Source organism: Treponema sp. Marseille-Q4132, assembly GCF_014334835.1.
Taxonomy (GTDB): domain Bacteria; phylum Spirochaetota; class Spirochaetia; order Treponematales; family Treponemataceae; genus Treponema_D; species Treponema_D paredis.
Window position 1 is genome coordinate 1,349,414 of sequence record NZ_CP060591.1, and the last position, 23,434, is coordinate 1,372,847.

General features: G+C 47.4%; 18 protein-coding genes and 1 CRISPR repeat array (1 of these 19 only partly in view). Of the genes, 5 read left to right on the forward strand and 13 right to left on the reverse strand.

Translation table 11 applies throughout. From position 1 onward, the window contains the following. Window positions 1–11: 11 nt before the first annotated feature. From H9I35_RS06200 to uxuA, 6 genes are all read right to left on the reverse strand, one after another. Complete coding sequence (locus H9I35_RS06200; protein WP_187420687.1) at window positions 12–3,431, reverse strand: PG0541 family transporter-associated protein; 3,420 nt, start codon at window positions 3,429–3,431, stop codon at window positions 12–14. Then, window positions 3,428–4,351 carry an efflux RND transporter periplasmic adaptor subunit gene (locus H9I35_RS06205; protein ID WP_187420688.1) on the reverse strand — a complete coding sequence of 308 codons (924 nt, stop codon included), beginning with the start codon at window positions 4,349–4,351 and terminating at the stop codon, window positions 3,428–3,430. Before H9I35_RS06205 ends, H9I35_RS06200 begins: the two co-directional genes overlap by 4 nt. 147 nt (window positions 4,352–4,498) lie before the next feature. Beyond that, on the reverse strand, window positions 4,499–5,773 hold the full coding sequence (locus tag H9I35_RS06210) for a TolC family protein (RefSeq protein WP_187420689.1): 1,275 nt from the start codon (window positions 5,771–5,773) through the stop codon (window positions 4,499–4,501). A gap of 157 nt (window positions 5,774–5,930) precedes the next feature. Further along, window positions 5,931–7,355 (reverse strand): glucuronate isomerase, encoded by a 1,425-nt coding sequence (uxaC, locus tag H9I35_RS06215; protein ID WP_215905304.1) that lies wholly within the window; start codon window positions 7,353–7,355, stop codon window positions 5,931–5,933. Window positions 7,356–7,584: 229 nt separating this feature from the next. Next, entirely contained in the window at window positions 7,585–9,204 is a 1,620-nt protein-coding gene (locus H9I35_RS06220) for a mannitol dehydrogenase family protein (RefSeq protein WP_187420690.1), read from the reverse strand. Beyond that, window positions 9,191–10,261 (reverse strand): mannonate dehydratase, encoded by a 1,071-nt coding sequence (uxuA, locus tag H9I35_RS06225; RefSeq protein WP_187420691.1) that lies wholly within the window; start codon window positions 10,259–10,261, stop codon window positions 9,191–9,193. The genes H9I35_RS06220 and uxuA overlap by 14 nt, the downstream gene beginning before the upstream one ends. A 171-nt stretch (window positions 10,262–10,432) precedes the next feature. Here uxuA and H9I35_RS06230 point away from each other — a divergent pair, with 171 nt between their 5' ends. Continuing rightward, on the forward strand, window positions 10,433–10,762 hold the full coding sequence (locus H9I35_RS06230; RefSeq protein ID WP_187420692.1) for a YhbY family RNA-binding protein: 330 nt from the start codon (window positions 10,433–10,435) through the stop codon (window positions 10,760–10,762). Window positions 10,763–10,978: 216 nt separating this feature from the next. Next, complete coding sequence (locus H9I35_RS06235; RefSeq protein WP_187420693.1) at window positions 10,979–11,809, forward strand: Rpn family recombination-promoting nuclease/putative transposase; 831 nt, start codon at window positions 10,979–10,981, stop codon at window positions 11,807–11,809. A 31-nt stretch (window positions 11,810–11,840) separates the two neighbouring features. On the opposite strand, the gene H9I35_RS06240 is transcribed toward H9I35_RS06235, so the two are convergent. From H9I35_RS06240 to H9I35_RS06270, 7 genes are all read right to left on the reverse strand, one after another. Continuing rightward, window positions 11,841–12,677 (reverse strand): NYN domain-containing protein, encoded by an 837-nt coding sequence (locus H9I35_RS06240; protein WP_187420694.1) that lies wholly within the window; start codon window positions 12,675–12,677, stop codon window positions 11,841–11,843. Between the two features lie 595 nt (window positions 12,678–13,272). Then, window positions 13,273–13,782, reverse strand: a complete 510-nt coding sequence (locus H9I35_RS06245; RefSeq protein ID WP_187420695.1) for a hypothetical protein — start codon at window positions 13,780–13,782, stop codon at window positions 13,273–13,275. After that, entirely contained in the window at window positions 13,779–14,633 is an 855-nt protein-coding gene (locus H9I35_RS06250) for a metal ABC transporter permease (RefSeq protein ID WP_187420696.1), read from the reverse strand. Before H9I35_RS06250 ends, H9I35_RS06245 begins: the two co-directional genes overlap by 4 nt. Then, a complete protein-coding gene (locus H9I35_RS06255) occupies window positions 14,630–15,340 on the reverse strand; it encodes a metal ABC transporter ATP-binding protein (RefSeq protein WP_187418581.1) in 711 nt (236 codons plus the stop codon). Before H9I35_RS06255 ends, H9I35_RS06250 begins: the two co-directional genes overlap by 4 nt. An 82-nt stretch (window positions 15,341–15,422) precedes the next feature. Then, window positions 15,423–16,478 carry a metal ABC transporter substrate-binding protein gene (locus H9I35_RS06260; RefSeq protein WP_187418582.1) on the reverse strand — a complete coding sequence of 352 codons (1,056 nt, stop codon included), beginning with the start codon at window positions 16,476–16,478 and terminating at the stop codon, window positions 15,423–15,425. A gap of 91 nt (window positions 16,479–16,569) precedes the next feature. Continuing rightward, window positions 16,570–16,893, reverse strand: coding sequence for a hypothetical protein (locus tag H9I35_RS06265; RefSeq protein ID WP_187418583.1), 324 nt, complete (start codon window positions 16,891–16,893; stop codon window positions 16,570–16,572). A gap of 6 nt (window positions 16,894–16,899) precedes the next feature. Then, window positions 16,900–17,337: a Fur family transcriptional regulator gene (locus H9I35_RS06270; protein ID WP_187418584.1), complete on the reverse strand. Its 438-nt coding sequence runs from the start codon at window positions 17,335–17,337 to the stop codon at window positions 16,900–16,902. A 337-nt stretch (window positions 17,338–17,674) separates the two neighbouring features. Between H9I35_RS06270 and cas9 the strand changes: the two genes are divergently transcribed. Genes cas9 through cas2 form a run of 3 tightly spaced genes read left to right on the forward strand, consistent with a single transcriptional unit; the run spans window position 17,675 to window position 22,324 of the window. Then, window positions 17,675–21,055 carry a type II CRISPR RNA-guided endonuclease Cas9 gene (cas9, locus tag H9I35_RS06275; RefSeq protein WP_187418585.1) on the forward strand — a complete coding sequence of 1,127 codons (3,381 nt, stop codon included), beginning with the start codon at window positions 17,675–17,677 and terminating at the stop codon, window positions 21,053–21,055. A 35-nt stretch (window positions 21,056–21,090) separates the two neighbouring features. Next, window positions 21,091–22,011 carry a type II CRISPR-associated endonuclease Cas1 gene (gene cas1, locus H9I35_RS06280; RefSeq protein ID WP_187418586.1) on the forward strand — a complete coding sequence of 307 codons (921 nt, stop codon included), beginning with the start codon at window positions 21,091–21,093 and terminating at the stop codon, window positions 22,009–22,011. Beyond that, complete coding sequence (gene cas2 / locus H9I35_RS06285; protein WP_187418587.1) at window positions 21,989–22,324, forward strand: CRISPR-associated endonuclease Cas2; 336 nt, start codon at window positions 21,989–21,991, stop codon at window positions 22,322–22,324. The genes cas1 and cas2 overlap by 23 nt, the downstream gene beginning before the upstream one ends. A 69-nt stretch (window positions 22,325–22,393) precedes the next feature. After that, window positions 22,394–23,434: direct repeats of the CRISPR family, unit length 36 nt; unit sequence ATTATAACTGATTAATTTTTCTGGTCAACCTGCAAC (it continues 113 nt past the right edge of the window).

Here is a 23,434-nt window from a genome sequence, read left to right on the forward strand (position 1 = left end):
CACACGAGCGCTCACATGAAAAAAAGTTTTATCCCCTCTTTGGGGAATTTTTTCTTCAGCATCCTGACGGCAGCCGAAATCATTGCCGCATCCGCTTTTTTTATGTAGGCGATCATCATAAAATTCTGTTCGGGCCATGTCGCAGTTCCGAGTTTGTAGTTGTCGCCGCCTCGCCCGTTTACCGTCGGAATGATCGTATAGCGGATATCCGGAACAGCCTGTTCAAGCGTTTCGACGATATCGTCTTCGACCGATTGATTTGCGATAATGCCGGCCTGCACGCAATCCGTTTCGGCAGGCATATCGCCGCTTTGGATGAAGTCCGCGACCGCCTGCGCGGCACCGCCATCGAGCGATTTTTTTTCTTTCATAACAAGCGAATAAAGTACCGGAATGATAAAGAGCGTGACGAATGTACTCGACGTCAAACCGCCGACGATCGAAAGGCCGATCGGCTGTACCATTTGAGCGGTTCCTTCGAATTGAAAACACATCGGAAGCGTACCGAGAATCGTCGTGAGCGTCGTCATAAGCACGGGACGAAGTCTGCTCGCACCCGCTTCAAGACAGGCTTCTTTCATTTTCATACCGCGGTCTATCAGGAGATTCGTATAATCGACAAGGATGATGCCGTTGTTGACGACGATACCCACCAGCATGATGATACCGACCATCGACGTCATAGCCATCGTCTGTCCGGTAAATTTATAGATAAAGACGACGCCGATTATTAAAAACGGAATCGTCATCATATTGATAAGCGGCGCTTTAAACGATTCGTAAGTCGCAGCCATAACGCCGAACACGAGAAGGAGCGCCATAAGCGCGATCGAACCGTAAACATTTTTCTGTTTTTGCACGTCGCTCCACGAACCTTCGTAGCTGACGGTAACGTTTTCGGGAATGACAAAAGTATCGGCGATACGCGACTTGATTTCGTTTTCGACGACGTTCGCATTTTCATCCGATATGATATCCGCCGACACTTCTATGACGCGGCTTTGATTTTCCCGATTGATGCTGACGGGCCCGAGCCCTTTTTTAAGCGAAGCGAAATTCGCAACGCTCACCATACCGTTCGCACCGCGCACGTAAATCGATTCGAGATCGGAAACTTTATCTCGGTCTTCCGGCCGGTACATAACGATGACATCGTATTCTTTGCCGTTCGAACGGTATACCGTCGACGTAACTCCGTTCATCGCATAATTGATTTCGCGCGCAACCGTCGTAACATCCACGCCGAACGCGTATGCCCGCTGCCGATCGATGACGACTTCGACTTGCGGCAAACCCTTTTTCGTATCGATCGTCACTTCGCCTACGGCATCGATTTTTTCCATTACGTCTTTTATTTTGTCGGAAACCGAAAGCGCCGCTTCAAGGTCGTCCGAACGAACCTTTATAACGATATCGCTTCCCGAAATCTGACCGCGCCAGCCCGCGCCGAACGAAAGCTGCGCGTCCGCAAATTCGTCGAAATGCGCGCGAAGCTTTTTCTGAATCGTTTCGGATGTGTCGATCTGTTTACTCGTTTCGGGAAGGCGGATCGAAAGCGAACCCGTATACGTCGACGCGCTCGACCGTCTGCCGCCCGTCCCGACGCTCATGATCAGCGTCGTGTAGCCTTGTATTTCTTCCTTTGCAATCGTTTCAAAGGCTTGCACGACTTTGGTCGTTTCCGCAAGCGAAGTTCCGGTCGGCATCGTCACATTGAGCGTCACGCTGTCGTCTCCGCCGCCCCGCCCCATCATATTGATTTTCAGTGTCGGAAAGAGCGCGAGCGCCATAAAGAGAACGCTTACGCTCACGACGATCGTCACAGCTCTGTGATCGAGAGCGATCTTCAATCCTCTGCGGTACACTTTCGTGAGGGCGTTTATGATATTTTGAAACGAAGCGTACATCGCTTTTAAAACGCGGTTTTTTACCGGCTTTTCCGTCCTGTTTGAAAGAGGCAGAAATTTGCCGGCCAGTACGGGCACGAGAAAGATCGCGACGAACAAGCTCGACACGAGGGCGATGACGACCGTAAAGATGATGCCTTTGAACATCTGCCCCAACATTTCAAGGTCTTTGAGAAAAAATAAAAACGGAACGAATACGCAGATCGTCGTGAGATTTCCGGAAATGACGGACATGAGCATTTCCTGAGAACCGAGGGCTGCGGAAATTTTGGGTTTTGCGCCGCGCGAGCGGTACGCATAAATATTTTCTATGATAACGATGGAGGCATCTACGATCATACCGACGCCGAGTATGAGACCTGTCAACGTCATGATGTTGATCGTGATCCCCGCAAAGGACATACACATGATCGTAATGACGAGGGAAAGCGGAATCGATATGGATATGATAAGCGTGCTTTTAAAATTCTGCAAAAAGACGAACAAAATAATAACCGCAAGCAGCAATCCCTGCCACGCCGAAGTCACGAGCGTGCTGATCGTATCGCGGATCGCAGTCGTATCGTCCGATACGATTTCAAGCGTAATATCCGACGGAAGGAGCGCCTGCACTTGCTCGATTTTTTTATACGTCGCATTTGCAACGGTTACCGAATTCGTGCCGGACTGCTTTGTAACCGAAACGTAAACTCCCGGCTCCCCGTTTATGTAAACCGTCGAAGACGCGTCTTCGTAGCCCATAAACGCGTTTCCGATATCGCGCAATTTTACGTCGTATCCGTTTACCGTTGTGATAACGGTATCGTCTATTTCATCGACAGTCGAATATTCACCTGTCGTGCGGACGACATAGTTCATCTTTCCTTCGGTGATCTTTCCGCCGCCGAGTTCGAAGTTCTGCTTTGCGAGCGCGGACGACACGGCAGATATGTTGAGACCGTAAGCGGCAAGCCTGTTTTCCGAAATTTCGACGCGGACGATTTTTGTGCGGCCTCCCGAAACGCTCGCTTCGGCGACGCCGTCCGTCTGTTCGAGAATATCGATAACGTCGTCTTCGGCTATCTGCCTAAGATCGTCCGTCGAACGGTTTCCCCGCATCGCGATTCGCATGATCGGCATGGCGGACGCATCCATTTTAAAAATACTCGGAGTCGATGCGCCGTCGGGCAATGAACGCTTGACTCGGTCGAGTTTATCGCGCACGTCGTTTACGGCCGATTCCAAATCGGTACCGTAATTGAATTCGAGAAACACGGCGCTCGATCCTTCCGATGACGAAGACGTCAGTTCTTTCAAACCGTTGACGCTCACGAGACTGCTTTCAAGCACTTTCGTCACCGACTTTTCCACCGACTCGGGACCCGCATTCGAATAGGTCGTCGAAACCATAATGAAAGGACTGTCGATATCGGGGAAAAGACTGATCGCGATATTGTTAAAACTCGATATGCCGATAATGCCGAGCAGTGCAAATACGATGAGTACAAGAACGGGATGCTCGAGCGTTTTCCGAGATAAACTCATTTTTCACCTCGCGTCGCATTCGACAAGTCGCGCACCTTCGTGCCGTTCGAAAGCACTTGCCCGCCTTCGATGACGACGCGTTCTCCTTCTTTTATGCCCGACAAAACCTGGACGATACCGTCCACCGATTGCCCGAGCGTTATTTCGCGTTGTTCGACGGTTTCGTCGTCTTTAACGACGAAAAGGTACGGTTTATCGCCTTTTGTAACGACCGCATCGGACGGAAGAGCAACGACGCCGCCGTAGTCGCGCGTATACAGCTTCACTTTACCGAACATACCGGCATTGATGCGCGAATCGTTTTCGTCGAATGTCAAAACGATTTCTTTCGTGCGCGCATTGACGTCCAGTACCGGAGACACGTGCGTTACCGTCGCCGCAAACACGACGCCGGGATAAGCTTCAAGCGATATCTCCGCTTTCAATCCCGTGCGAAGAGAAGCGACGTAACGTTCCGGAATCTTCGCGGTGATCTGCAAGCTCGCAATATCGCCGATCGTCGTAATCGTACTCGATGTCGTAACCTTCGTTCCGACTTTGAGCGGTGTTTTAATAATGCTGCCGTTGATCGGAGCGAGAACGGGACTCAGCGCATAATTGCTGCCCGGCTCGGACGGATCGACTCGAGCGATCACGTCTCCCCTCCTGACGGGCGAGCCGAGCGCTACGTTCGTACTCACGATTTTTCCGCCGATATCGGGATACACGGAAACGGAGTTCACCGCTTCGATATCGCCGTTCGTGTTGATATAGTCGTGCAGCGTCGCCGTTGCCGCAATTTGCGTGCGCACGGTCGAAACCCTTTGAGAAGGCGCCTTGCCGCGCATCGCTGCCGCTCGCCGAGTACCGAAAAAAGCATAAATACCTACCGCCAAAGCCGCAGCAAGTACAACGATTACGATCACCGCCGATTTTTTCATATCCGTTCTCCTCAATTCTCCGTAAAAAGCGTTTCGAGCGGTACGCTTCAAAAAACGATCCGCTTCAAGTTTATACCGATGCGTTTACCGCACATACGCGGTATCCCTGCAAAACCGATGCCGCATCCCATTCTAAATTAATAATTATTAATTTTTACCCAAAGAGCCGAACGGAACGCCCAGCGTATACTCAAGATTAATAATTTTCGTGATAAGCGCATACTCCTGCTGCGCAAGATCGGTACGCGCATTCAAAAGCGAATCGGATGCGGTTTGCAGCGAAAGCAAATCGCGCGATCCGTGATTATACGCATCTTTCGTCATATCGTACGACTTTTGCGCCAAATCGACATTTGCCTGAAGCGATACGATCTGCGATCGTATCTGCCGTATCTGTTTGATGTAATTATCGATTTGAATTGCAACCGTCGTCCTGCTGTTTTCCAGCGTAAGCTCCGCCGTCTTTACGTTATCCGCAGCCGATGCGATCGAGTCGGCGCCCTTCGACCACGGGAGATATCCGTCGAGCGGAATCGAAACGCCGATCGAAAGCGCATTCGTCGTAGAAAAATCGTTTGCGATATTCGTTTTCGATTTGCCGTACGTCCACCCCGCGCTCACGGTCGGCCCCCATGCGGCAAAGCGCCGCGCAAGCAGCGCCGCCTGAGCGATCTTTACGCTGTTTTTTTCGGCGCGGACGACAGGCGTATCTTCGGCATCGACTTCGACGCTTATATCGCCGAAAGAACGCGCGTCGGCAAGAGAACCGGAAAGCACGACTTCGGTCGATCGATCGATTCCGAGCATCTGTTTGAATGACGCCAAATCGTTGGCGAATGTTATCTCGGCGGACTCGAGCGCCGGCTTAAGCCGTTCGTATTTTACTTGGCTCGACAGCATATCCAGTTCGGAAAGCTGACCGCTTTTGTATTTTTTCGAATTTTGTTCGTACTGCTGACCGGCGGTTTCAAGATTGCGCCGCTGCAATTCTATATATTCAAGTTCATACAGAAGATGATAAAACGCGCTGCGCACTTTGAGTTCGATCGAACGCAGCGCTTCGTCATAAGTAAGAAGTCCGTTTTCATAATTGAGCGAAGCGCTCTTTACGGACGAATAGATCGACGGAGAAAGTGCAAAGTTCACTGAGCCTTGAATCGAAAAATTGTAATCGTATTGACGCGCGTCGCCCGCAACGGGAAAAAGCATATTTGCGCTGACGGACGCGCTCGGACTCACGCCGTTCCACGAATGATTTTTTGCGCGCTTGAGCGAGTCGAGCGTAATTTTATCTTTTTGTACGGAGATATTATTTTCCAGCGCGTACTTCACCGCACGATCGACCGTCAGCTCTTCGGCAGACAAAGCTCCGATAAAGCAAAGCCCGGCGGCAAGGAGCGCCGCAACCTTTTTCAAAATCATACCGCCATCCTCTTAATTTATTATAAATTAAACTGCGGTAAGGTTACAAGCAAATCATAAGAACAAATTGTTATTACGAGATAAAAAATTGTTATTTTTTTTCAGCGGACGATATCGGTTTCTAAAAGAAGTTCAAGTTTTCAGATACGGCCGATTATTATTTTTCATCGGAAAAATAACGCAGCGCGTTACCGAAAGAAATATTTTTTACGATACGGATGATGTCGTCTTTATTATCGGGGTATTCGCCGTCTTCGACCCAGGTACCGATAAGATTGCATAAAATACGGCGAAAATATTCGTGCCGAGGATACGACAAAAAACTTCTGCTGTCGGTGAGCATACCGACGAAAGCGCTCAGCATGCCGATGCTTGAAAGTACGGAAAGCTGATATTCCATTCCGTCTTTATGGTCGCAAAACCACCACGCCGAACCGAGCTGCATTTTTCCGCGAACGGGCGCTCTTTGAAAGCATCCCATAATCGATGCAAAAGGATAATAATCTTTCGGGTTCAGAGAATACAATATCGTTTTCGGAAGACCTGAGCGCGTTTCTGCACAGTCCAGAAATTTCGCGAGTTTGTCCGCAGCACCGTAATCGCAGATCGCATCGTAACCGGTGTCGGCGCCCGAAGCGGCAAATGCGCGCGAGTTAAGATTCCTGCACACATTCACGTGCAGCTGCATTGCGATATTCCGTTTTGCGTACGCTTCGGCAAGAGAAGCCAGCACTTTCGTCATATACGCTTCTCCGTCCGAATCGTCGACCGCTTTTCCGCCGAGCGCGGCTTCAAAGGTCGCTTGTATTTTTTTATCGGATTGAACGTTGAACGGCACATACGGAAGACCGTGATCGGCACAAAGGCAGCCGCAGGAAACGAAAAAGTCGAGCCGTTTTACAAGAGCTTCGATCACGTCGTCGACGCTGCGTATATCGGTTTTTGCCGACTGCGCAAGACGTCCGATATAGGATGCGAACGACGGCTTCGTTATATGCAGCGCATTGTCGGGACGGAAGGAGGGCATCACTTTCGTCGCAATCTTTCCGATCGGCGCAAAGCCCGATGCGATCGCTTTATGATATTCGAGCGTGTCGGCGGGATCGTCGGTCGTACCCACGGCGTATATATTGAATTTATTAAAAATATTTTTTACCGTAACCGTTCCGTCGGAAAGCAGCGCATTCGCCTTTTCCCAAATTACGGGCGCCGACGCGCGGGTAAGCGGCTGTGCAATATCGAAATAACGCTGCAGCTCCAAATGCGTCCAATGGTACAGAGGATTGCCGATGAGGTTCTCAATCGTTTCCGCCCATTTTAAAAATCGCTCGTAGGGAGGAGCGTCTCCCGTAATGAACTTTTCATCGATGCCGCATGCACGCATCATACGCCACTTATAGTGATCGCCGCACCCTCCCGTTCCGAGCCACAGATTTGCCAAATTATCGAAGCGTTTATTTTCTGCTATCTCTTTCGGATCGAGGTGACAGTGGTAATCGAAAATCGGTTCGGACGCACATACGTCAAAGAGCATCCTCGCGGTTTTATTTTTTAATAAAAAATCGGCATCCATAAACGGCATAATCGCCTTCCCATAAAAACTTTTGCAGGAAATATCAATTTCCGAAAAAGTTTTTAGCCGTGCGCGTGCGCGCACACGTTCAATAGTCGAGTTTGCAAAATAAAGCGTATCGTATTCATGCGATTTTTATCGAAACACCACGTATACACGTCTTCTGCAAACATTCGTGCAAACTCGAGATAAAAAGCGACGGCGATATTTCAGACGGCGCTTTTTATCATTCCTTCTTTCAACGTATGTATTTTTTCAGCGTCGCTCTTACGGCACCCCTGCCTGCCGTCAATTCGCCGAAATATTCGAGTACGAGAGGAGCAAGTCCCGCCGCGTAAAGATCGACACCGAACAGCGATGCGTCGGAAAGCAGGCCGTGCAAAAATCCGTCGAGAGCTTCCGCCGTATACGTTCGGCCGAGTTCGATTTTTTCGACAAAAGGACATACGCGGCCGAGCAGCGGGTCGGGACTTAATTCGAATTTTTTACCTTCGTCGTCGAGCGCCATAAGATAGCGGCACCAGCCGGCAAGCACGAGAGGAATATATTTGAGCTTTTGCGTACCCAGTGCGGGATCTGCGGCGTATGCTTTAATCGTTTCGCCGAAGCGGATCGAAAGTTTTTGCGACGTATCGCATGCTATGCGCTGCGGCGTGTCCGGCATAAACGGATTCGGAATGCGCACCGTAACGACTTCATCGATAAATTTTTTCGGATCGATTATTTTCGGATCGGTGACGACGGGAAGCCCTTCGTCATAGCCGATGCGGTGTACCAATGTATTGAGTTCGGCGTCTTTCATTTCATCCGCGATGAGCGTATATCCGAGCAGACAGCCGTAAATCGCAAGCGCCGTATGCAGCGGATTCAAGCACGTACACACTTTCATCCGCTCGACTTTATTTACCGTATCGCGCGTCGTAAAATACACGCCCGCTTTTTCGAGCGGCGGACGTCCGTTCGGGAACGCATCTTCGATGACGAGATACTGCGGAGATTCCGCATTTACGAAAGAAGCGGTATACGTGTGTTTGTCGGTGACGATTATTTCGGCGTCTTCAAAACCGTCGGTTTTAAGCTGCGCCTGCACGCCGGCATCGGGACGCGGCGTGATCTTGTCGATCATGCTCCACGGAAAACTCACCGAGTCGGGCGATGAAATATAATCGATAAAACCTTCTTCCACGAAGCCGCGTTTTTGCCATTCGCCGGCAATCGCTCGAACCGCCGCCTGAAGTTTTTCTCCGTTATGCGAACAGTTGTCGGTACTCACCAGCGCGACGGGATGTTTGTCCGCATGAAGATAGCGGCCGTACAAAAGCGCACACAGGCGGGATAAAAACATTTTCGCTTTATCGGGACTCGCTTCAAAATCGGCACAGTATGCGGGAAGAAAATTTCCGTCGGAATCTTTTACCGCGTATCCCTTTTCGGTGATCGTAAAAGTTACAAGCGCGAGAGACTTGCTTCGGAAGATTTCCGTAAGCGCATTCCAATCGCCCGGAAAAGAGGGATCGCATTTATAACTTTCTGCAACCGATGCCGCAACGGTTTTCGTAATGCTTCCGTCGCTTTTGAGCGTAACGAGCAGCGACAGATTGTCGTACGGCCGATACGCTTTATCTATAATGTCCAAATCGAAACCTTCAGCGACGATGATTCCCGTATCGGTAAGATTTTTTTCAAGCAGATCTTGTGCAAGCATCGCTTGAAACGCGCGGAAAATATTCCCCGCACCGAAATGAATCCACACAGGATTTTTTTTCGTCGCCGCAATCATCTTTGCGCGATCGAATTTCGGCAGTGCGTATCCTTTCCATGCATGCGTATCGGTGATGCCGCGCTCAGTGAGTTTCATTTTTTTCAATCGCCTCCCACAATCCGTTGATATATGCAACGCCGAGCGCGCGGTCGTACAAACCGTAACCGGGCATAGCTTTTTCACCCCAAATCATACGCCCGTGATCGGGACGGATCGGTCCGGAAAAGCCCGTTTCATAAAGCGCTTTAACAATTTCATACATATCGAAAGAACCGTCGGATGAAAGGTGCGCCGCTTCTTCGAAAACGCCGGGCGCATAATGATGCAAGTTCCGCACGTGTGCAAAATGAACGCGGCCTTTGCATGCACGGACAATGCCGGGCAAATCGTTTTGAGGATTCGTGCCGAGAGAACCGGTGCAAAACGTAATCCCGTTAAAAGGCGCGTCGACGGCATGCAGCATTTTCAATATAGCTTCTTTGCCGGTGATGATGCGAGGCAGATTGAAAACCGGCCACGCAGGATCGTCGGGATGGATCGCCATTTTAATATCGTACTTTTCGCATACCGGCCGAATCGCTTTGAGAAAATATACGAGATTATTAAAAAGCTTTTCGTTATCGACGTCTTTGTATTTTTCAAACAATTCTTTGACATGCGCAAGCCTCTCCGGCTCCCATCCCGGCATGATAAAACCGTTGGAATTTTTATCGGTTCCTTCGATAAATTTTTCGGGATCGATGCTGTCGACGACTTTTTGATCGTAGGCTAAAACCGTCGAACCGTCGGCTCTCTTTTTTGCCAAATCCGTACGCGTCCAATCGAAGACCGGCATAAAATTGTAGCACACCATATCGATGCCGCACTGTCCGAGATGTTCGAGCGTTTTGATATACGCGTCGATATAGCCGTCGCGCGACGGCAAACCGATTTTAATATCGTCATGAATGTTAACGCTTTCTATACCGCATATCTGAAGACCGGCATCTTCGACTTCTTTTTTAATCGTCTTGATTCTTTCAAGCGGCCATAATTCGCCGGCAGGAATATCGTATAAGGTTGTGATAACACCCGCAATTCCGGGCACCTGCCTGATGTTCTGCAGCGTGACGGAATCGAATTTCGTTCCGTACCAGCGCATCGTCATTTTCATAACCGTTGTACTCCCGTAAAAATTGAAATGCAAATACAAGGCTATGATAAAAGAAAATAAATGACATTGCAAGGGATTTTTTTGAGCCGCCGATTTGTATAACATCGAACGACCGCTTTTATGGTTTTTCCGCAGTTGCGCAATCGGGCAAATACCGATAGTATTTCAAATATGATTGAACTTTCAAGCAAGCAGAGAAAAATCCTTGAAAAATATGCACAGCCCCTGCAAAGCGTCGTCATCGTCGGACAAAACGGCGTTACCGAAGCGGTCGAAAAAATGACCGATGCCTCGCTCGCCGCTCACGAACTTATTAAAATCAGCTTCAACGAATTCAAAGACGAAAAACGGCATCTCGCCGCTTCATTGGCGGAAGACTGCTCCGCCGTCCTCGTACGGGTCATCGGCAACAAAGCGATTTTGTACCGCCCTGCAGAAAAAGCGGACGAAAGAAAATACGAAAAAGCTCTCGAAAAAACGAAAGCGAAAAAAAGCATCTGAAAACACCGTCAACCGACACGGCGCTGTTTTATTGTGCCGACGCTGTTTTCAAAATTTATCGTTCTGTCGATATACGAAACGAGCGGAAAATTTCGAAAAAAAATAAACCTATTTCTTATACGTTTCATAAAAAACCGCGTACTATATAACTTTGTAGACGATATATAGTTCGGCGGCTTTCCCGGCGGCTCTATCTCAACAATCGAAGGTATCCTCATGGTATATACCCACAAGCCTGTCGAAGAACTTACCTTTACCGACGACTTTATGTTCGGCACGGTCATGAAAAATAAAACGATATGCAAGGGCGTCATCGAACGGCTCCTGCATATCAAAGTCGGTAAAATCGAATATCCCTCTCTGCAAAAAACGATCGCTCCGTTTTACGAAAGCAAAGGCATACGCCTCGACGTCTATGTTTCAGATTCGGAGCGCGTCTTCGATATCGAAATACAAACATCGATCCCGCCTTTTCTTCCCAAGCGTACGCGCTATTATCAAAGTCTCATGGATGTCGATAACCTTTTGCGCGGCCAAAGCTATGCCGAACTGAAAGAAAGCTATGTCATCTTTATCTGTACGCAGGATCCCTTCGGCAAAGACTTGCCTGTATATACTTTCCGCAATATGTGCTGTGAGGACGGCAGTATTATTTTTGATGACAAAAGCGTCAAGGTATTTTATAATACGGGTGCCTACGATAAAGAAGGTGAGTCTGAATTGAGTGCCTTGTTGGAGTATCTTTGCGAGAGGCGGGCGACAAGCGGCTTTACTCAACGGATCGATGCGCTTGTCGAAAAAGCGAAACGGAACGAAAAGTTCAGGAGCTGGTATATGTCGTTGAATATTCATGAAGATGACTTACGCATGGCCGGTGAAAAGATCGGCTTTGAGCGGGGGATACGCAAAGGCAGGAAAGACGGTATTGCTGCGGGATCGTATCAAGCAAAGCTAGAAACGGCAAAGCTGATGGCTGAACACAAATACCCGCTCTCCGAGATTTGCCTTATGACCGGTCTTTCGGAAGCGGAAATTCAAAAGCTGTAGCATCATTTGCTTTTGACATCCAACCTATTAATTATTCTTTTTCGACGGGTCGATATATTTTGTTGCCGCCGCGGCCGCCCATACCGGAGCCTTTCATTTCAAAATCATCGTCGAGATAGGCTATCAAATCCGACAGCTTTTTAAATCCGAAATCGCGAGTGTCGAAGCCGGGATTTTGCCGCTTGAAAAGAGAGCCCGCCGCGGAGACGGGCGCCCAGCCGGTATCGTCTGCGTATTTTTCGTATGCGTTTGTAAGCAGCTTGTAAATCTGACGGAACTGCTTGTCGGTCATCGTATCACCGTCCGCGTTGACGCCTACCGTAGCGCCGGCTGCAGCCGTACCCCCTGCGGGAGCCGCTCGCTTTACTTTTGCACGCCGCTTATGCGCGACATCGATTTTTTCCGGCAGCGACGAATCTTCGACGCCGTGCAGATTTTCTATATAGATGAATTCGTCGCACGCGTTTACAAACGACACCGGCGTTTTCTTTTCGCCGACGCCGAACACGTATTCCTGCGATTCGCGGAGACGCGACGCGAGTTTGGTAAAATCGCTGTCGGAGGAAACGAGTACGAAAGTATCGTATTTTTCGGTATAGAGCAAATCCATCGCATCGATAATCATGGCCGAATCGCTCGAATTTTTTCCCTGCGTATAGCTGAACTGCTGTATCGGCAAAACGGCGTTTTCATTTAAAACGGTTTTCCACGCGCGGAGCTTGTCGCTCGAAAAGTCGCCGTATGCGCGCTTGGTGATGACATGCCCGTGCACCGCCATTTCTTCGAGGATGGCCGGCAATTTATTGTGCGGGATATTTTCCGCATCTATGAGTACTGCAATCTTTTTCTGTTCGTCTATATCTACCATGACAACGAGTATAACATATTTTCCGCCGATTGCAACTACGCGTTACGACAACGAAAAAATACGTCGGAAAACATATTCCTTAAAATTGCACGGCGAGTAAATCTTCGGATTTAGGAGCTGTGCAATTCGTGCGCGAGCGCGCACACGTACATCCGCGAGTTTTTGACAGAAAACTCGAAGTTAAAAGTGCCGCGCTATTTCAGCGGCGCTTTTAAACCTTCCTTAAAATTGCACGGCGAGTAAATCTTCGGATTTAGGAGCTGTGCAATTCGTGCGCGAGCCTCGAAACGAGCGCAATAGCGCGAAGTTTCAAGCGGCGCACACGTTCATCCGCGAGTTTTCGAAAAGAAAACTCGAAGTTAAATTGAACGGCGCTATCTCAGACGTTCAATTTAAACCTTCCCTAAAATTGCACGGCGAGTAAATCTTCGGATTTAGGAGCCGTGCAATTGGTGCGCGTAAGCGCACACGTACATCCGCGAGTTTTCGAAAGAAAACTCGAAGTTAAAAGTGCCGCGCTATTTCAGCGGCGCTTTTAAACCTTCGCCAAAAACAACCGGCACTATAAAAAGCCGCTTCGTGTACGGCACTCGACCTATTTCCTCACGGTCATATCGGCATCGATCAAAAGCGTGTGTGTAAAGCCGTCTTCTTCATACGTATAAAAAGTCCCCTGCACGGTGATGTTCGTATTCGGTTCGGGGTAATCGGCGGGGTATGCATGTTCTCCGCGCAGTCGGAATTCGATCCCCTGTGCGCAACATGCCGTCGCATCCATGATGAGACACGCGAACGTATACGTACCTTTTTTTTCATCGGGATACACGTAAAACAGACCGTTCATTTTTATTGTTTTACCGACGTAGTTTTCCGGCTCGACCATCATATTGAAAACTTCCGCGTATACCATCGTCGCGCTCAAGCGCGTCAAATCGACGATACCCGTATTTCGTTTTTGAGAAAACAGCATGTTCTTGATCTGAGCCGGCAAAGCTTTTGCACAGCCTGACAGCATTCCGACGGCGAGCAAAACGCAGAATTTTATCCGTACGGAAGATGCCCTGCATCGGCGCACTGCGGCGAGATTATCGATCATTTTTTTCATACCCCGCGCCTCCGTTTCAAATTTTCGATGCAGGAAAAAACAATAAATACTATAATGTGAATGGCGACGATTGTCGAGCCGACGGGTGTTCCGGCGACGATAGATATCGCAAGCCCGAAAAATGCACAGCCGACCGACAGCAGCACCGAACAAATCGTAACGGCTTTAAAGCTTTTAAAAATCCGCATAGCCGACAGAGCGGGAAAGATGATGAGCGCGGAGATGAGCAAAGAACCGACGAGGTTCATCGCAAGCACGATGACGATCGCGGTGACGACCGCGATAAGTAAATTGTATACGCCCGCCCGAGTGCCGACCGCACGCGCAAAACTCTCGTCGAAAGTGACGGCAAAAATCTTTTGATAAAACAGAACGAACAGCACGACTACGATAACCGACAGCACGACACATACGATCACTTCCGATTTCGACAGCGTTAAAATGGATGTGGAACCGAAGAGCGTACTGCATACGTCGCCCGTCAAATTTGCCGACGTCGAAAATATATTCATCAAGAGATAGCCGACTGCAAGCGCACCGACGGAAACCATAGCGATCGCGGCATCCCCTTTTATCTTCGTATTCTGTCCGGTGCGCAGCAAGAGAATCGCGCAGAGGACGGTTACCGGCAGCATAAGGAGCATATTGTTTGAAAAGCGCAAAACCGTTGCAACGGCCATCGCACCGAAAGCGACGTGAGAAAGTCCATCGCCGATAAATGAAAATCGCTTAAGCACGAGAGTTACGCCGAGCAGCGACGAACACAGCGCGATCAAAATGCCGACGATAAACGCATAGCGTACAAAAGGATAGCCTACGTAAAATGAAATCTCTTCTATGATGCCGTTCATCGCGCTTCGCTCCTCGCTTCGATCGATAAACCGCTCGCTCCGTTTTGGACGAACGCTTCCTTTGTTTGAAACGTCGCACGCTCTCCTCCGATGTGCAGGATGTGCGTCGCATAGCGCAGAGCCGAAGGGATATCGTGCGAAATCATAATAATCGTAACGCCGTCGTCGTGCAATTCTTTTATTAATCGATACATATCTTCCGCCGCGTTCGGATCGAGTCCCGACACGGGTTCATCCAAAAGCAAAAGTTTTTGCGTGGCGCAAAATGCCCGTGCAAGCAAAACGCGCTGCTGCTGCCCGCCGGAAAGATCGCGGTACGAGCGGCCGGCAAAACGCGCGATGCCCATCCGCTCCATGCTTTCCGAGGCAAGGCGCTTTTCCGCTTTATTGTAAAACGGGCGCATACCGCACCTTCCCTGACAGCCGGAAAGAACGATCTCGTACACGGACGCGGGAAAATCCCGCTGCACGAGCGTCTGCTGCGGCAGGTAGCCTATTTCGTTCCGCTTTAAGCCGTCGCCCGTCACAATCGTACCGCTTGAAGGAACATGAAGTCCGAGCAGCGTTTTTATCAATGTCGTTTTGCCCGAACCGTTTTCGCCGACGACACAGAGGTAATCGCCTGCGTTTACGGAAAAATTTATGTCGCGCACGATCACATTCGCATCGTATTTAAGCGATACGTTTTGACAAGCGAGCAATGCCATACAGCCTCCAAAAACCCGCGTTTGCAAATGCAAAATGCCCCGCAGGCGGAACACACCCGCAGGACATTCAGCCTGAAGCGCTTTACTGCAGCGCCGATTTCAACACGTCGGCGTTTTTCGTCATAATCGAAAGATAGGTAACGCCTTTTTTGACATCGTTCGACGTCGTCGACTGCATCGAATCGAGTGTTAAAATCTTTTGATTTTTCGCTTTCGTATTTTTAATAATCGTCCGGGCAATTTTTCCGTCCGACTTTTCGATCGTCAGCACGGCGGGAATGCCCAGTTCATCGACTTTTTTTGCGAGAAATAAAATCGTTTTAAAACTCGCTTCCGTTTCCGCAGAGCAGCCGACAAAGGCCGCATAATACGAAAGACCGTAATCGTCTACGAGATAGCGGAACGGAAAGCGATCGCCGAAGAGAACCGTTTTTTTCGACGCCGCATCGACGATCTTTTGATACTGCGCATCGAGCGACGAAAGTTTTGCATTGTAAGCGGCGGCGTTTGCACGATAGGTTTGCGCATTTTTCGGATCGATTTCCGAAATCTTTTCGGCAATCGTATTGCACAGAAATTTCGCGTTTTTCAAAGACAGCCAAATGTGTTCGTCGTATTCCGCTTCGTCTTCGTGCTCGCCGTGTTCGTGATGGTGTTCGCCGGCACTTTCATGTTCGTAATCGTGATGATGCTCGTCCGCGCTCTCATGCTCGTGATCGTGTTCGCCTTCCATGCCTTCGACCACTTCCTCTTCCTTCGCCGCATCGCCGAGCGAATCGAGGAGTTTCAGCACGACGCTTTTTTTATTTTTGATTTCTTTGCACGCATCGTCCATCCACCCTTCGGATTCGCCGCCGACATAAACGAAGAGATTGCATTCGGCGATCTTCGCAACATCGGCAACCGACGGCTGATAACTGTGCAGATCGACGCCGTTATCGAGCAGCAGCGTGAGATCGATTTTCGCCGTACTGTTTTTCGTTATTTCGCGGACCCAATCGTATACGGGGAAAATGTCGGTAACGATTTTTACCGTACCTGACGGCGCATTCTTTTTAGCGGGCGCGGCAAACGCGGCTCCCGCAACAAGCACTGCAAAAAGCAATGCAGACGCAATCTTAACAATATTTTTTTTCATAATAATTTTATAACCTCTTTCAATTTATTTTTCTTTTTACAAAACCGCACAATCGGCAAGAGAGGGCGGCAATCGATTCGGAAAACATACGTCAATTATTCAATTTAATTTTTTGCTCGACGAGCGTTCGGCAAAGAGGGGAAACGCAAAAAGATTTCACCGCCGAAAGCCGCTCAAAGGCGGGAGCGGCGGGCGTCATCGTCTCCGCCAAATCGATCGTCAGCTGCGATAAATTATTTTTTACCGAACGGATACACGCGCACACGGGACAGTCCTCTCCGCTGCAAACGTGAACGCTTTCGTGAACTATGTACATGACCGAAACGATCGTTATTAAAAACAATGCCGCATAGGCGAATACCGCCCGAGTGTTTTGAACCGATGTGTGCGCATAAACGCAATTAGACTTCCGCATATCTTTTTACCTGCCGCGTACTCGCTTCCGTCGCGAACATTCGCCGCATATCCCGTAGAGCACCGTTCTGTGCGAATCGATTTTAAATCCGTGAGAGTCCAGCAAGTGGCTTTGCATCGCCGACAATTTCGAACAACGCACGTGGATGAGTTTGCCGCAGTCTTTGCATTTGCAGTGAAAATACGGCTCCGCGCAGTCCCGCTTTTTTCCGCCGGTGTATTCGAAACAGGCGGGACTGTTGGCGTCGATGATGTATTTGTTGACGATGCCTTCTTCGACCATGTGTTCAAGCTGACGGTAGACCGTCGCCGTACCGATCGCTTTGCCGTGCGATTTAAAATATGAACAAACCGCGTTTACCGTGATATGCGTACCTTTCATCGATTCCAAAAAGGCAAGCAGTTCTTCGTGCTGTTTTGTTTTATATTGACTTTTCGTATTCATACGCGCATTTCTCAAAATGAGAACGGTTCTCATTTTATCGAATTCCGCGAGATGCTGTCAAGGAGAGGGTGCGGAGGTGCACACGGGCGGTATGTGCGGTTACAAAAAACAAAAAGGAAGCCGAAGCTTCCTTTTTTCATGTGATAATTTTTACATTTTACTAAAATGTAAAAACATTTTGCGGAGTCAAAGACTCCTTGTTAGCAGGTTGATCAAAAAAATTAATCAGTGGTTATAGCATACAATAAAATTATTTTATTGTCAAATATTTTTTACCGATTTATTCAGCCTCTCATATTTTTCACAAAATTTATATTTTCATGATATAATGGTTCTCATGAATAACAAAAATCAAAAATATAGATTGGGACTCGATTTGGGTACCAATTCAATCGGCTGGTGTATATATTCGTTGGACGGCAATAACAAACCTGAATCGCTTATCGATATGGGCGTTCGTATATTTTCCGACGGCCGTAATCCGAAAACAAAAGAACCCCTTGCCGTGGAGCGCAGAACCGCACGCGGCCTGCGGCGTATCCTATATCGAAGAAAACTGCGCAGGAAGCAGATGTTTCGCTTGTTGCGGGAACAAGGCTTGATGCCGAATGATCCCTCTGAGGCGACAGCGCTTAAATCGTTAAATCCCTACGAACTTCGTGTGCAAGCGCTGGATGCAAAACTCGAAGCGTACGAACTCGGCCGCGCTTTATTTAATTTATCCGTCCGCCGCGGATTTAAAAGCAACAGAAAAGAAGCGGTACAGGAAAAAGAAAAAGACAGTCAAAACGACGTAAAATCACAAAATGAAAAATGTGAACACCTTGCAAAAGCTATAAAAGATTCCGGGTGCAGGACACTCGGTGAGTTTTTGTGGAAACATAAAAATACGGAAACGGAGCAAACAGAAAACGATACAGGCGATATCGGCATGCGCTTTGCACCCGGCCGTTCGAATTATTATCCGACTCGCCGAATGTATGTTGAAGAATTCGACGCGATCCGCAAAGTGCAAGAACCCTATTACAGAGGCGTAAGCTGGGATGCGCTTTATGAAAAATTGTTTTACCAGCGGCCGCTCCGTGCGCAGGAACGCGGCAATTGCCGGTATATGCCCGATAAAGAGCGCACCTTTAAAGCGATGCCCTGTTCGCAAAAGATCCGCATTCTACAAGAAGTATACAATATGGATTACATTGACGCATTAGGAAAAGCATTTCCGATCGGGAATGCCCAAACTGATATGCTAATCGCGCTGCTCGATAAAAAAGAAAAACTTACTTTTAAAGCAATGAAAAAAGAGCTGGGGATCGATGAATCCTGTACGTTTAATTTGGAAAGAGGCGGACGGGAATATTTACAGGGAAATACAACCGCCGTTAAATTGCGCAATAAAAACAAATTCGGCGACTTGTGGGATTCTCTTTCTCCGACAGAGCAAGACGCGATCGTTGAAAAACTGATTACAGCGGACGAAGATGCGGAAATCATCTCCATGCTCGCGCAGTATAATTTAACGGACGAACAAAAGAAAAACATCGCCGCGACCGTACTGCCGTCGGGAACGTCGATGCTGTGTAAAGAAGTGACGGAGATGCTTGTTCAAAAAATGGAACAAAACAAAATACCGCTGACCGTTGCCGTTCAGATGCTCGGTTATACATACGCCGATCAATCGGTTCACGAAGAAGGCGAACTCCCCTACTACGGTGCCGTTTTGACCGGTTCTACGATGGGAGCGCATCCGGAGGCGGATGAATCGAAACCTGAATTGAAATACGGAAAAATAAGCAATCCGACCGTACATGTGGCGCTGAATCAAACCCGTACCGTCGTCAACACGCTGATAAAAGCGTACGGCAAGCCGCAGCAAATAGTCGTAGAGCTTTCACGCGATTTGAAAGCGAGCAGAGAAGCAAAAGCCCGAATTCAACAAACAATAACTGCAAACCAAAAGCGCAATGAACGGGACAATAAAAATATTGCGGAGATCACAAAAATTCCATATCCCAACAGAGAAGACCGATTAAAATATCGCTTATGGGAAGAATTAGGCAGCGATTCTTTCAGCAGAAAGTGTCTGTATTGCGGAAAGCCGATCAGCGGATCCGAAATTTTTACAAAAAATATCGAAATAGAACATATTCTCCCGTTCGGACGCACACTCTTTGACGGCGAAACGAATAAAACGATAGCGCATACAAGCTGCAATGCATTTAAAAAAGACTGTTCTCCGTTTGAAGCTTTCGGTTCGAGTCCGAACGGGTATAATTGGCATGAAATTTGTGCAAGAGCAAATTCGTTAAAAAATCCTGCAAAAAGAGCGTTGTTTGCGGAAAACGCGATGGAAAAGTTTGAAAAAGACAACTCTTTTATACAGCGTCAGCTTACCGACAATGCCTACCTTTCGCGTTCCGCGCTGCGGTATCTGCGATGCATCTGTAAAGATGTGTGGTCGGTCAACGGAGGTATGACAAAACTGCTGCGCGACAAATGGAATATCGATTCGATTTTAAAACGGAAAATCGACGATCCGGAAATAGCGCATTTCGAACTGAAAAACGAGCAAATCGGGCAATACAAAAAGAACCGCTACGACCATCGTCATCATGCCCTCGACGCTTCCGTCATCGCATTGATCGACCGCGCAATGGTGCAGGAGATTTCGCGGTTAAATCAGATTCGACAAAAAAATAGAATCGAAGTGCCGCAAATGCCCGTACGCCGCAGCGAATTGATCGAAAAAGTAAAGTATATCGCGGTCAGTTTCAAACCCGACCACGGCTGGCAGGGAAAGCTTTCAAAAGAAACGCTCCTCGGCAAAATAAAAAAGATTGAAAAAGTCGATATCGATTCCATAAAAACGGACGACGATATAGCATCGATAAAGGACGACGCCATCCGTACCCGGTTTGAAACAAAACGCCGCGAACTCGGTAATATGGCAAAAGTAAGAGCCGTATTAAAGACCGAGTTCCCGAAATTGGATGTCTTTAAATCGTACTATGTTTCGCGTACGCCGATAGTGTCGCTTACGGAGAAAAATATAGACAGTATCGTCGATGAAAAAATAAAAGAAAACCTGAAGACATTTATAAAAGAACACACCGATTTATCCTTTGCAGAGCAGCTGCAAAAATTCAGCGAAACGGACTGGATCGGAAAACCGAGCGCGGATGGTAAACCCGGCAAAAAATACCGCATCGAAAAGGTGCGCTGTATAAACAGAGTTCAAACCCCGATTCCGATTACGAGTTCCGCCGTTCCCCGCTACCTGTGTCCTGAAGATTATTTAGCGGCCGTCGTTTGGCAGATACCGCCTAAAAAGAAAAATATGGAACCTGAATACAAAGCAACCTACCTTCGTCGCGATGAATTTGATAACGAGAACAAACCAAAAAAACTGGAAAAACCGCACGACGCGGCAAAGTATATCTGTATGCTCTATAAAGACGATTACCTCGAGTTCACTGAAAGCGGGGCAACACATCTTTGCAGAATAGCGGGATTTGCAGCAACACAAAACAAAATCGACGTCCGCCCTGTATATGCGGTTTCTGACTGTAAAGATTGGATCATCGCTACGAATGACAGTATGCTTGAGTCTTGCTGGAAAGAAATAAAAGGACAAAATCATGTTTCCGTAAATGTGCTGTTCGGAAAGCGCAACGCACGCAGCGTAACGGTTAATCCGATAGGACGAGTTTTCAGAAAATAATAATTTTCTGCGTATCTGCCGATAATATATACGGCGTGATACACAGAGTTTTGGAAGTCTATGAAGAAAATCATTATCTTGCTCTCAGCCGAGGTTTTATAGTCATCAAGCATGAAGATGAAACGCTCGGCGAAGTGCCGCTTGACGATATCGGCGTATTGCTGCTTTCGGCACAGAGCGTTGTCTTGTCAAAAAATATATTAAATGCGTTGACGGAACACGGCTGCATTACCATACTCTGCGGAAAAAACTATGCACCGCAAAGCATGGTTTTACCTATCGCTTCGCATTATCTGTTTGCAAAAATTATAAAAAATCAAATAGAAGCTTCGGCTCCGCTCAAAAAACGAATCTGGCAGCAAATTGTCGTTCGTAAAATAAAAAATCAGGCACAAGTATTGCATTTGGACGGAAAAGAAGAAAATGCAAAGCTTGTCGATAAAATATCGTCGCTCGTAAAGTCCGGCGATCCTGATAACCGCGAAGCTTATGCCGCAAAAGCATATTGGAAAGCTTTATTCGGCAAAGACTTTCTTCGTGATAAAAATGAAGAAGGCATCAATTCTCTGCTCAATTACGGATATGCCGTAATGCGTGCGGCCATGGCTCGCGCGGTATGTTCTGCGGGGCTTTTGCCCTCTCTCGGTATTCACCACGACAATAATTTAAATCAATTTTGTCTCGTCGATGATCTATTTGAAATATATCGACCGCTTGTGGATTTTACCGTTGCCAAACTGCAAAAAGAAGGAAATGAAATACTTACACCGGAAATAAAAAAGCGTCTCTCCGATGTACTGTGGATAAAACTCCATACGACCGCAGGGAATTCACCGGCTTTTCAAAGTATGCAATATATGGCAAATGCCTATGCATGTGCGCTGGAAAATAAAAAACCGGATATCGAACTGCCCCTATGGGACGGAGATGAAAATGCGCGACTTGATTTTGAATAAGTATGAACTTATGTGGATGATGGTACTGTTCGACCTGCCGGTCATTGAAAAAAAAGAGCGGAAAGATGCTACGGAATTCCGAAAATTTTTATTGGACAACGGTTTTTCAATGGTTCAATATTCCATTTATACAAAACTATTTTCGGGAAAAGATGCTTGCGAAAAATACTACAGAATGATACACGATAACTTGCCGACGAAGGGAAAAGTTGATATTATCACGATAACGGACAGGCAATATGGCAATATCATCAGTTATAATGCGGGCGAAAAACGGCAAAAAAAGCAGCCGGAACAGTTTCTTTTATTCTGATTTTCGTTTAAAAATAACACGTCCGGCACAAACCATTTCTTTGTATTGTAACGGTTTACGCCGGACGCAATTATAACTGATTAATTTTTCTGGTCAACCTGCAACTTTTTCCTCCGTTATTTCTGCGCCGATACGATTATAACTGATTAATTTTTCTGGTCAACCTGCAACCGCAGACCAAGTGCTTGTAAATTCATTTAAATTATAACTGATTAATTTTTCTGGTCAACCTGCAACGAATGTCGCAATGATTTAAGAACGGATGATATTATAACTGATTAATTTTTCTGGTCAACCTGCAACAAACAGCCTATAACACGGGCCGCGCTATCGATTATAACTGATTAATTTTTCTGGTCAACCTGCAACCGCAGCTCGACGCTCGTATAGACAGCATCAATTATAACTGATTAATTTTTCTGGTCAACCTGCAACGCAAGCGTTCAACACGAACGACCCGATAACATTATAACTGATTAATTTTTCTGGTCAACCTGCAACAATCCGTAGTAATCTGTTGTTACAGTGATTATTATAACTGATTAATTTTTCTGGTCAACCTGCAACACGGTTTGCTGCTATCGGCATCGGAGGCAATTATAACTGATTAATTTTTCTGGTCAACCTGCAACCGGAAAATGAGAATGTGAGCACTTGACCCAATTATAACTGATTAATTTTTCTGGTCAACCTGCAACGGTATCGGCGATATGGTCGGGTGAATCGTATTATAACTGATTAATTTTTCTGGTCAACCTGCAACATAAATTGCACGGCAGCACCGACAAATACCATTATAACTGATTAATTTTTCTGGTCAACCTGCAACCGAGCACCACCACGAGCCATTCGCTCCATAATTATAACTGATTAATTTTTCTGGTCAACCTGCAACCAACGTCGGCATTGCTCGTTTCCCACGTCATTATAACTGATTAATTTTTCTGGTCAACCTGCAACAGCATTATACACAACAAGAAAGGGTATAATATTATAACTGATTAATTTTTCTGGTCAACCTGCAACTAAAATCTCAAGAGCCCAAAAGAAAATTAAATTATAACTGATTAATTTTTCTGGTCAACCTGCAACATCGCCCCGCGTGAGTTT